Source organism: Aldersonia kunmingensis (assembly GCF_001646865.1).
GTDB lineage: Bacteria > Actinomycetota > Actinomycetes > Mycobacteriales > Mycobacteriaceae > Aldersonia > Aldersonia kunmingensis.
On the sequence record NZ_LRRB01000329.1, the window covers coordinates 1 to 9,967 of the forward strand.

Annotated in this window: 7 protein-coding genes and 1 pseudogene; 7 read left to right on the plus strand and 1 reads right to left on the minus strand. The window is 64.7% G+C overall.

The features are described 5' to 3' along the window. Both A8G08_RS26320 and A8G08_RS26325 read left to right on the plus strand, forming a co-directional pair. Window positions 1-1,748: fumarate reductase/succinate dehydrogenase flavoprotein subunit (locus tag A8G08_RS26320; RefSeq protein ID WP_068281014.1), on the plus strand; the 1,748-nt coding region annotated here is incomplete at its 5' end. After that, the gene (locus A8G08_RS26325; RefSeq protein WP_068281015.1) at window positions 1,745-2,491 is read left to right on the plus strand and encodes a succinate dehydrogenase/fumarate reductase iron-sulfur subunit; all 747 of its coding nucleotides are present in this window, start codon (window positions 1,745-1,747) and stop codon (window positions 2,489-2,491) included. The genes A8G08_RS26320 and A8G08_RS26325, both read left to right, overlap by 4 nt. 57 nt (window positions 2,492-2,548) lie before the next feature. Here A8G08_RS26325 and A8G08_RS26330 read toward each other — a convergent pair whose 3' ends face one another. Next, window positions 2,549-2,740, minus strand: coding sequence for a hypothetical protein (locus tag A8G08_RS26330; RefSeq protein WP_157108818.1), 192 nt, complete (start codon window positions 2,738-2,740; stop codon window positions 2,549-2,551). A gap of 202 nt (window positions 2,741-2,942) precedes the next feature. On the opposite strand from A8G08_RS26330, the gene A8G08_RS26335 reads away from it, so the two are divergent. From A8G08_RS26335 to A8G08_RS26355, 5 genes and pseudogenes are all read left to right on the plus strand, one after another. Then, on the plus strand, window positions 2,943-3,761 hold the full coding sequence (locus A8G08_RS26335) for an oxygenase MpaB family protein (RefSeq protein ID WP_068281017.1): 819 nt from the start codon (window positions 2,943-2,945) through the stop codon (window positions 3,759-3,761). Between the two features lie 92 nt (window positions 3,762-3,853). Continuing rightward, window positions 3,854-5,437, plus strand: coding sequence for a DHA2 family efflux MFS transporter permease subunit (locus A8G08_RS26340; protein WP_084436895.1), 1,584 nt, complete (start codon window positions 3,854-3,856; stop codon window positions 5,435-5,437). Between the two features lie 183 nt (window positions 5,438-5,620). Beyond that, window positions 5,621-7,507, plus strand: a complete 1,887-nt coding sequence (gene treS / locus A8G08_RS26345) for a maltose alpha-D-glucosyltransferase (protein ID WP_084436896.1) — start codon at window positions 5,621-5,623, stop codon at window positions 7,505-7,507. Then, window positions 7,504-8,877, plus strand: coding sequence for a maltokinase N-terminal cap-like domain-containing protein (locus A8G08_RS26350; RefSeq protein WP_068281018.1), 1,374 nt, complete (start codon window positions 7,504-7,506; stop codon window positions 8,875-8,877). The genes treS and A8G08_RS26350 overlap by 4 nt, the downstream gene beginning before the upstream one ends. A gap of 91 nt (window positions 8,878-8,968) precedes the next feature. Beyond that, a pseudogene (locus A8G08_RS26355) lies at window positions 8,969-9,967 on the plus strand (hypothetical protein); the annotation flags it as partial.

A 9,967-nucleotide genomic window follows, 5' to 3' on the forward strand; every position in this document is an offset into this window, starting at 1 on the left:
CGAAGGACAATTGGCAGACGCATTTCAAGGACACGATGCGTGGCGGCAAGTTCCTGAACAACTGGCGGATGGCCGAGCTGCATGCGCGCGAGGCACCGGACCGGGTGTGGGAGCTCGAAACCTACGGCGCCCTGTTCGACCGGACCAAGGACGGCCGGATCAGCCAGCGAAACTTCGGCGGCCACACCTATCCGCGGCTCGCGCACGTCGGTGACCGCACCGGTCTCGAGCTGATCCGCACCATGCAGCAGAAGATCGTCTCGCTGCAGCAGGAGGACTTCGCGGAGACCGGTGACTACGAGGCCCGTATCAAGGTCTTCGCCGAATGCACGATCACCGAACTGCTCAAGGAGGGGGACCGGATCTCCGGCGCGTTCGGGTACTGGCGCGAATCTGGCCGGTTCATCCTGTTCGATGCCCCTGCGATCGTGCTGGCCACGGGCGGCATCGGCAAGTCGTTCAAGGTCACGTCCAATTCGTGGGAGTACACCGGCGATGGCCACGCTCTTGCGCTGCGCGCGGGTGCGACGTTGATCAACATGGAGTTCGTCCAGTTCCATCCCACCGGCATGGTCTGGCCGCCCAGTGTGAAGGGCATCCTGGTCACCGAGGGCGTCCGCGGCGACGGCGGCGTGCTGAAGAACTCCGAGGGCGACCGGTTCATGTTCACCTACATCCCGCCGGTGTTCAAGGGCCAGTACGCCGAGTCCGAGGATGAGGCGGACCAGTGGCTCAAGGACAACGACAGTGCTCGCCGCACGCCGGACCTGTTACCGCGCGATGAGGTGGCCCGCGCGATCAACTCGGAAGTCAAGGCGGGCAGAGGAACTCCGCACGGCGGTGTATTCCTCGACATCGCTTCGCGGCTGCCGTCCGACGAGATCATGCGCCGGCTGCCGTCGATGCACCACCAGTTCAAGGAACTCGCGGACGTCGACATCACCAAGGAGGCAATGGAAGTCGGACCCACCTGTCATTACGTGATGGGCGGTATCGAGGTGGATCCCGACACCGGTGCGGCCACAGTGCCCGGCCTGTTCGCTGCGGGTGAATGCTCGGGCGGCATGCACGGCTCGAACCGGCTCGGTGGCAACTCGCTGTCGGACCTCCTCGTGTTCGGCCGCCGCGCGGGCCTCGGCGCCGCCGAGTACGTCGGATCCCTGGCGGCGCGCCCCGCGATCTCACAGGACGACATCGATTCCGCCGCGCGTGCCGCGCTGTCTCCGTTCGATCCGGTGGACGACGGCGCGGAGAACCCGTACACCCTGCATACCGAGCTACAGCAGTCGATGAACGACCTGGTCGGCATCATCCGCACCGACGAGGAGATCAAGCAGGCGATCGAGAAGCTCGACGGTCTGGCCGCACGGATGACGAAGGTCACGGTCGAGGGGCACCGGCAGTTCAACCCGGGCTGGCACCTCGCGCTCGATCTGTACAACATGCTGCTTGTCAGTGAGTGCGTCGCCAAGGCGGCGTTGCTGCGCACCGAAAGCCGCGGCGGGCACACCCGCGACGACTACCCCGCGATGGAAGCGGAGTGGCGGAACAAGCTGCTGGTGTGCGCAATCGATCGAAGCGCCGGCAGCGACCCGCTGCCTCGGGTCTCTGTCACACCCGAAGACCAGATTCCGATGCGCGACGACCTTCTCGCGCTGTTCGATCTGACCGAGGTCGAGAAGTACTACACCGGTGGTGAACTGGTGAGCCATCCGGAGAACTCCCGCAATGGGAAGGGGCAGCCATGAGCTATGACGCGAAGTTCCGCGTCTGGCGGGGCGACGACACCGACGGAGATCTGCAGGATTTCACCGTCGAGGTCAACGAGGGCGAGGTGGTGCTCGACATCATCCACCGCTTGCAGGCCACGCAGACGCCCGATCTCGCGGTGCGTTGGAACTGCAAGGCGGGCAAGTGCGGTTCCTGCTCGGCTGAGGTCAATGGCAAGCCGCGGCTGCTGTGTATGACCCGGATGTCCACGTTTACCGAGGCCGAAGTCATCACGGTGACCCCGATGCGGACCTTCCCGGTGATCAAGGATCTCGTCACCGATGTGTCCTTCAACTACACAAAGGCACGCGAAGTCCCTTCGTTCACACCACCTCCCGAGCTGAAGCCGGGCGAGTACCGGATGCAGCAGATCGATGTCGAGCGCTCGCAGGAGTTCCGCAAGTGCATCGAATGCTTCCTCTGCCAGAACACCTGTCACGTGGTGCGTGACCACGAGGAAAACAAGGAAGCGTTCGCCGGCCCGCGTTATCTGATGCGCATTGCCGAGCTCGAAATGCATCCGCTCGATGTGGCGGACCGTCGTGACCTCGCGCAGGACGAGCATGGCCTCGGGCTATGCAACATCACGAAATGCTGCTCGGACGTCTGCCCGGAACACATCAAGATCACCGACAACGCGCTGATTCCTATGAAGGAGCGGGTCGCAGGACATCGCTACGACCCGATCGTCTGGCTCGGGAACAAGCTGTTCCGGCGCTGACGCGCCGACTCGGCACAATTGTTCCGGCGCTGACGCGCCGGAACGGGCTCGTCCGGCTCAGAGCAGCGCCACCACGATCGCAGCAACGCCGACAACCACTACGCCGGTGAGAATTGCCACGACGACGGATGCCCCCAGTAACGCCACTCCGCCCGCGGAGACTCCGCTGATCAGGCCGATCAGTAGCCACTCAACCCAATCGGTCCCCCAGAGGGAGAACTTGTACCGAGGGCCCGAGGGGCCAGCCACGGTATGCATATAACAGGCTTACCCCGCAATAGCTAGTGACAACCAGGTTTTGCACAAATCGGTCACGATTGAGGTGCATTGAATGACGATCCGGCTTCGGAGTGGCCGCGACGCTTGATCGCTGAGAAGACTTGGGGAGTGCTTGCAGATGCTTGCGCCGCAGCACTTCTCGTCCGAATACCGGGTGACTAGGGGGCAACGAATGACGGGTACCCGCGAAATCCATATCCGTGATTTCGGGTCCGGCTTCGGCCTGATGTTGGGCGGCGCGAATGTGATCATGCAACTGTCCCGGCTCCCGGTGGGGCACGGAGTCGTGGATAGCCCGGTGGAGAGCGGGAACGTGTTTCGCCACCCCGTCAAGCGGTTGCGCACCACCGTTACTTACCTCGCGGTTGCGCTGGAAGGCACCGAGGCCGAGCGTGCGGCCTACCGCGAGGCGGTGAACGGGCAGCACCGGCAGGTGAAGTCGGCGCCGGGAAACCCGGTGCGGTACAACGCTTTCGACCCGCACCTACAGCTGTGGGTAGCCGCCTGCCTGTACAAGGGGACCGAGGATCAGATCCGCTACATGTTCCCCGACGCATCGGAGGCAAGCCGAGACGAGATCTATCGAGAATGCGAGCGGCTCGCCACCACGTTGCAGGTGCCGGCACATATGTGGCCCGCCGACCGCGACGAATTCGAGCGGTACTGGAAGGAGGGCGTCGCGCAGATCGAAATAGACGACACCGTCCGCACGTACCTCGACAAGATCGCCAGGGTCGCATTCCTCCCGCGGCCGATCAGCCTCCTGCTCGGGCCGTATCAAAAGTTCATCACCATTGGTTTCCTGCCGCCCGAGTTCCGGGCGCAGATGCACTATCGCTGGACGCCGACACAAGAGCGCCGGTTCAACCGGTTGGTCACGGCGTTGGCCCGGCTGAGCTTGATGCTGCCCGCGCCGATCCGCAATTTCCCCAGCAACGCCTATATGTGGGACATGCGCCGGCGGATGAAGGCCGGCCGACCGCTGGTGTGACTGCGGATGTAGCCGCTACGCATAAGTGTGATCCCGCCCACCGACGGGAAAAGAAGTTGGTCGCTCGGTAGCTCGGCTGCCATCGTCTACTCATGAGTACGCTGCCGCCAAGTGCGGCCGAGGATGCAGCCTCGGCCCCGATCCCTCCCGTAGCGGGGGACCAGAATTCCGACAAGCTCGACCCGACGGTACTGAAGATCGCCGGGGTCGTTGTGCTCGGTGCGATCATGTCGATCCTCGACATGACGGTGGTCAGCGTCGCAATCCCGACCTTCCAGACCGAGTTCGACGTCACGTACGCGATCGCCGCGTGGAGCATGACGGCCTACACCCTCGCGTTGGCGACCGTCATCCCATTGACCGGCTGGGCGGCCAATCGGTTCGGTACGAAGCGCCTCTACCTCGTGGCGATGGCGCTGTTCGTCGCCGGTTCGGTGCTGTGCAGCTTCGCCTGGGACGCGCCCTCGCTGATCATCTTCCGCGTGCTGCAGGGCCTCGGCGGCGGCATGCTGATGCCGCTGGGCATGACGATCATGACCCACGCCGCGGGACCGCAACGGATCGGTCGCGTCATGGCCGTCCTCGGCATCCCGATGCTGCTCGGCCCGATCTGCGGACCGATCCTCGGTGGATGGCTGATCGAGGCGGCGAGCTGGCACTGGATCTTCCTGATCAACCTGCCGATCGGCATCGTCGCGCTGATCGCGGCGTACATCGTCCTGCCGAAGGACGAGGGCACCACGAAGGAGCGTTTCGACTTCCTCGGGATGCTGCTGCTGTCGCCCGGCCTCGCCGCGTTCCTGTTCGGCGTCTCGTCGATCCCGGAGATGGGCACGATGGCCTCGGCGCGGGTGCTTATCCCGATGATCGCCGGCCTGGTGCTGATCGTCGTGTTCGTCCCGCATGCGCTGCGCACCGATCACCCGCTGATCGATCTGCACCTGTTCCGCAACCGCAATCTGTCGGTCGCGGTCATCACCCAGACGATGTTCGCAATCGCGTTCTTCGGCGCCGGGTTGTTGTTCCCGAGCTATTTCCTGCAGGTGCGCGGTGAGTCCACGCTGGCCGCAGGACTGCTGCTCGCCCCGCAGGGCTTCGGCGCAATGCTGAGCATGCCGATCGCAGGTCGGCTCGTCGACAAGCTTGGCCCCGGCAAGATCGTGCTCACCGGCATCTCGACGATCTCGGTGTCGATGGCGGTCTTCACCCAGGTCGGCGCGGATACGCCGTATCCGATCCTGCTCGGCGCGCTGTTCGTGATGGGCATGGGCATGGGCTGCACGATGATGCCGATCATGACCGCGGCACTGGGGACGCTGACCCACGCCGAGGTGGCACGCGGTTCGACGCTGATGAACATCGTGAACCAGGCCGCCGGCTCGATCGGCACGGCGACGATCTCGGTGGTGCTGACCAACCTGCTGCTCAACCAGGAGCTCGCGGGCCCGGCCATCGCGGCGCAGACCAATCCGGCAATGGCCGATTCGCTGACGCCGAGTGAGATGGAAACCGGACTGGCGCAGGCTGCCGACGCCTTCGGCCACTCGTTCATCGTCGCCACGGTGCTGATCGTCCTGACGCTGATCCCGGCGGCGCTGCTGCCGCGCAAGCCCGCAACCGCGCTTGCGGTGGAGTCGGCCGAGGAGGCTGCGGTTCCTGCCGGCCTGATGCACTAGGGCAAAAGCACATTCGACGACGAACCGGCCCGGGGATGCCCCGGGCCGGTTCTTCGTCTTCCCGGGCGGCCGATTTGGGTAGCCACGAGATCGCACCGACATAGCGCTACTGTCGGGAAGGAGGCACCGGACGGGGGCTTCGCGCCCCGGTGCGGTGAAGTCGTCGAGCGATCCGAGGTGCCAATGCCCCTGGAAGACGAACGAACCGACAAGCGGTCGACTGCGCCAGGCGCGCCCGGCGCAGGGCTTCGTGAGGTTCCGACCCCGTTGCTGCCGCACTCGGCGGACGGCCACATCATCGAGGTCGACGCCGCCGATTTCCACCATGCGCAGCCGCTGCAGGTCGATTCCCAGTGGTTCAAGAAGTCAGTCTTCTACGAGGTTCTGGTCCGTGCGTTCAGCGACGGTGACAATAACGGCAGCGGTGATCTGCGGGGTTTGACCGAGCGCCTCGACTATTTGTCATGGCTTGGCGTGGACTGCCTGTGGCTGCCACCGTTCTACGATTCGCCGCTGCGCGACGGTGGATACGACATTCGCGACTTCCGCGCGATCCTGCCCGATTTCGGCACGATCGAGGATTTCGTGGTGCTGCTCGACGAGGCGCACCGGCGGGGAATCCGGATCATCACCGATCTGGTCATGAACCACACCTCCGACACCCACGCGTGGTTTCTCGAGTCCCGCGCGGATCCGAACGGCCCCTACGGCGACTACTACGTGTGGGCCGATTCGGACGAGGGTTACCCGGACGCGCGCGTCATTTTCGTCGACACCGAGGTATCCAACTGGACTTGGGACGCGGTACGCGGCCAGTACTACTGGCACCGGTTCTTCTCGCACCAGCCGGATCTCAACTACGACAATCCCGAAGTGCAGGAAGCGATGATCGACGTGCTGCGCTTCTGGCTCGATCTGGGCATCGACGGGTTCCGCCTCGACGCCGTGCCATACCTGTTCGAACGTGAGGGCACGAACTGCGAGAACCTGGCCGAGACACACGCCTTCCTCAAGCGCTGCCGCAAGGTGGTCGACGATGAGTTCCCTGGCCGCGTTCTGCTGGCAGAGGCGAATCAGTGGCCGGCCGATGTGGTCGAGTACTTCGGCGAGTCCGAGCAGGGCGACGAGTGCCACATGGCATTCCATTTCCCTTTGATGCCACGCATTTTCATGGCGGTGCGGCGGCAGAACCGGGTGCCGATCTCGGAGATCCTGGCGCAGACGCCGGCCATTCCGTCGTCCGCGCAGTGGGGAATCTTCCTGCGCAACCACGACGAGCTGACCCTCGAGATGGTGACCGACGACGAGCGCGACTACATGTACGCCGAGTACGCGAAGGACCCGCGGATGAAGGCGAACATCGGCATTCGCCGCCGGCTTGCGCCATTGCTCGAGAACGACCGCAATCAGCTCGAGCTCTTCACCGCGCTGCTGCTGAGCCTGCCGGGGTCCCCAGTCCTCTATTACGGCGACGAAATCGGTATGGGCGACAACATCTGGCTGGGCGATAGGGACTCCGTGCGCACCCCGATGCAGTGGACGCCGGACCGCAACGCCGGGTTTTCCCGCTCGGATCCGGCCCGGATGTATCTGCCGGTGATCATGGACCCGACCTACGGTTATCAGGCGGTCAACGTTGAGGCGCAGATGAATTCGACCAACACGCTGTTGCACTGGACGCGCCGAATGATCCAGGTGCGCAAGCAGCATCCGGCATTCGGACTCGGGACATTCACCGAGTTGGGCAATGACAACCCGTCGGTGCTGACCTACCTGCGCCAGTTGGAGCGGCCCAGCCAGGAGCGCCGTGTCAGTGAGGTCATCCTGTGCGTCAACAACCTGTCCCGCTTCCCGCAGGCGGTGATCCTGAACCTGGAGATGTTCCACGGCCGGATTCCGGTCGAGCTGACCGGTTCGATCCCTTTCCCCAAGATCACCGGCTCGGAGTACATGATCACGTTGCCCGGTCACGGGTTCTATTGGTTTGCGCTGCAACCGGATCCGTCCGATGACGGAGTCGCTTCCGGGCAACCCGCGAGCAGTGAGGCCGAGGCGGCGGTGCAGCCATGACCGCCGCATTCGCATTGCCCGACGACGGCGTGCTCGCCCAAGCGATCGCAGCCTGGTTACCCGGACAACGGTGGTTCTCGGCGAAGAACCATCCGATCGCGGCGGTCGCGATCGTGAACCGCGTGCCGCTCGTTCGTGAAAGCGGCTTGGCCGCAGACCACCTCATCATCGACGTGTCGTTCCGAGGCGCCGACGAGCTGCGGTTTCAGCTGCCGCTCGGTTTCCGGCCCGTGCCGGCCGAGGAGTTCGCCGAACACGCGCTGGGTGTCCCGGATGGGGTGGTGGCCTACGACGCGCTGCGCGACAGCCAGATACTCGCGCGGTATCTGAGCGCGCTGTCCGCTGCGGACGAGATAGGTTCGTTGCGCTTCGGAATGCCCGATTCGGTGGAGATCGATTCGGATGCACATGGCCGGGTGCTGTCCGCCGAACAGTCCAACACCACAGTGGTTTTCGGGGACAACCTGCTGCTGAAGTTCTTCCGGCAGGTATCACCCGGCATCAATCCCGACGTGGAACTGCACCGCGCGCTCAGCGAGGTCGGCTGCGCCCATGTCGCCCCGCTGCGCGGCTGGATGGAGGCCGACGTCGCGGGAACCGCGACCACGCTGGCGATGGCGCAGGAGTTCATCGCCAATTCGTCGGACGGGTGGCGGCTCGCGCTGACCAGTGTGCGCGACCTGTTGTCGGAGGCGGACCTGCACGCATCGGAGGTGGGCACCGACTTCGCGGGCGAGTCGGAGCGGCTCGGCGCGGCGGTCGCGCACGTCCACGCGGACCTGGCCACTGCGTTGGGCAGTGCCGAGCAACCCCTCGCGTCGACCGTGATCGACACGCTGCACCGTAACCTCGAGGTGGCCTCGTCGGTGGTGCCCGAGCTCGCCGAGCACCGTGACGCGGTGCTGGCGGTCTACGAGGAGGCAGCGAAGAGTGGACCGACGATGGTGCAGCGCATCCACGGCGACCTGCACCTCGGACAGGTGCTCCGCGCGCCCGACCACTGGCTGCTGATCGACTTCGAGGGCGAGCCGCTCAAGCCCGTGGCCGCTCGTCGCCTGCCCGACAGTCCGCTGCGGGACGTGGCGGGGATGCTGCGCTCGTTCGACTATGCGGGTCATCAACCGCTCGGTGACGGGCTGCCGGGCGATGCGCAGCGCAAATACCGTGCGCAGGAATGGGTTTCGCGCAACGGATCGGCATTCTGTGACGGCTATACAGCCGTGACGGGCCGCGATCCGCGAGAGCAGTCCGCGCTGTTGCGCGCCTACGAGCTGGATAAGGCGGTGTACGAGGTGGCCTACGAGGCGCGCCACCGGCCCACCTGGGTGCACATCCCGCTCCGGGCGATCGCCCGGCTCGTCGTAGACTAGCGCCGCGGCAATCCTCATGTGCAGTGAAATGTAGCGGGGACTTAACCGGTTTTCTCCATGGCATCCGGCCTGCGCCGGTACCATTTCGGCAATGCGCGGCGACCTGGTGCCGGAGCTGATCGATACCGACGTGTGGACCGACGAGATGGTCGCGCACACCGGTATCCCGGTGATCGACGTGCCTTTCGTCACCGTCGGCAGCGGAATCGGATCGTTCGTCACCTTTGACACCCTGCGGATATACGGGGTGCCAACATCCTCGATTGCGGTTCTCGGTCCCCAACGAGTTCCGTGGTCGAGTTACGAGTACCTGACCACGGCATCGCAGATACCCCGTTCCGAGCGCCTGCGCTCGGACTCTGCTTCGACGCCGGACAACATCTGGGGCTTTCCTTCCTACGCGGTGCGCGAAGCGCTGTCCGACAAAACAATTGGACCGCTCTGGCAGGTACTCGTCGAGCCGATTTTCGCGAACTACTACACTCCGCGGGCCGGGCAGGCGTTCGAATCGATGGAGCGCGAGTTCCATCGCGTCGGGTATGCCGCGGCGCTGCGGATCGGGCACGTCCGGATGATCCGACGGCGGGTGGGCGGTGGCTACTTCACGATCCTGACGCCACCCGAGGGTGCCGCGCCAACCAAGCGGATCGCTTTCCGTAGCAACTTCGTTCATGTCGCGATCGGCTATCCAGGGTTGAAATTGCTACCGGACCTGCAGGCGTATCGCGAGGCCTACCGCGATCCGTCCCGTGTGGTCAACGCCTACGAGCCGCACGAGCATCTCTATCAGGCGCTGCAGCGGCGTCCGACCACCGTGATGATCCGCGGCAGCGGCATCGTCGCCTCGCGGGTCCTGCAACGGCTGATCGATGACCGGGATCGCCACCACCTCGATACGCAGATCCTGCACCTGTTCCGTACCTACGTGGCCAAGGCGCACGGCCCGAGCGTCTTCAAGCGTCGGAAGGGCGGCGACGGATGGGCATATCAGGGCTTCAACTATCCGAAGTCGGTGTGGGGCGGCCAACTCAAGGCGCAGGTGCGCAAACTCGACGGAGAGCAACGGGCGCGCGCCTACGCGGAGATGGGC

Coding starts and splice junctions, on each gene's coding strand:
- A8G08_RS26325 (WP_068281015.1), top strand. CDS start 1,745: ATGAGCTATGACGCGAAGTTCCGCGTCTGGCGGGGCGACGACACCGAC.
- A8G08_RS26350 (WP_068281018.1), top strand. CDS start 7,504: ATGACCGCCGCATTCGCATTGCCCGACGACGGCGTGCTCGCCCAAGCG.
- A8G08_RS26335 (WP_068281017.1), top strand. CDS start 2,943: ATGACGGGTACCCGCGAAATCCATATCCGTGATTTCGGGTCCGGCTTC.
- treS (WP_084436896.1), top strand. CDS start 5,621: ATGCCCCTGGAAGACGAACGAACCGACAAGCGGTCGACTGCGCCAGGC.
- A8G08_RS26340 (WP_084436895.1), top strand. CDS start 3,854: ATGAGTACGCTGCCGCCAAGTGCGGCCGAGGATGCAGCCTCGGCCCCG.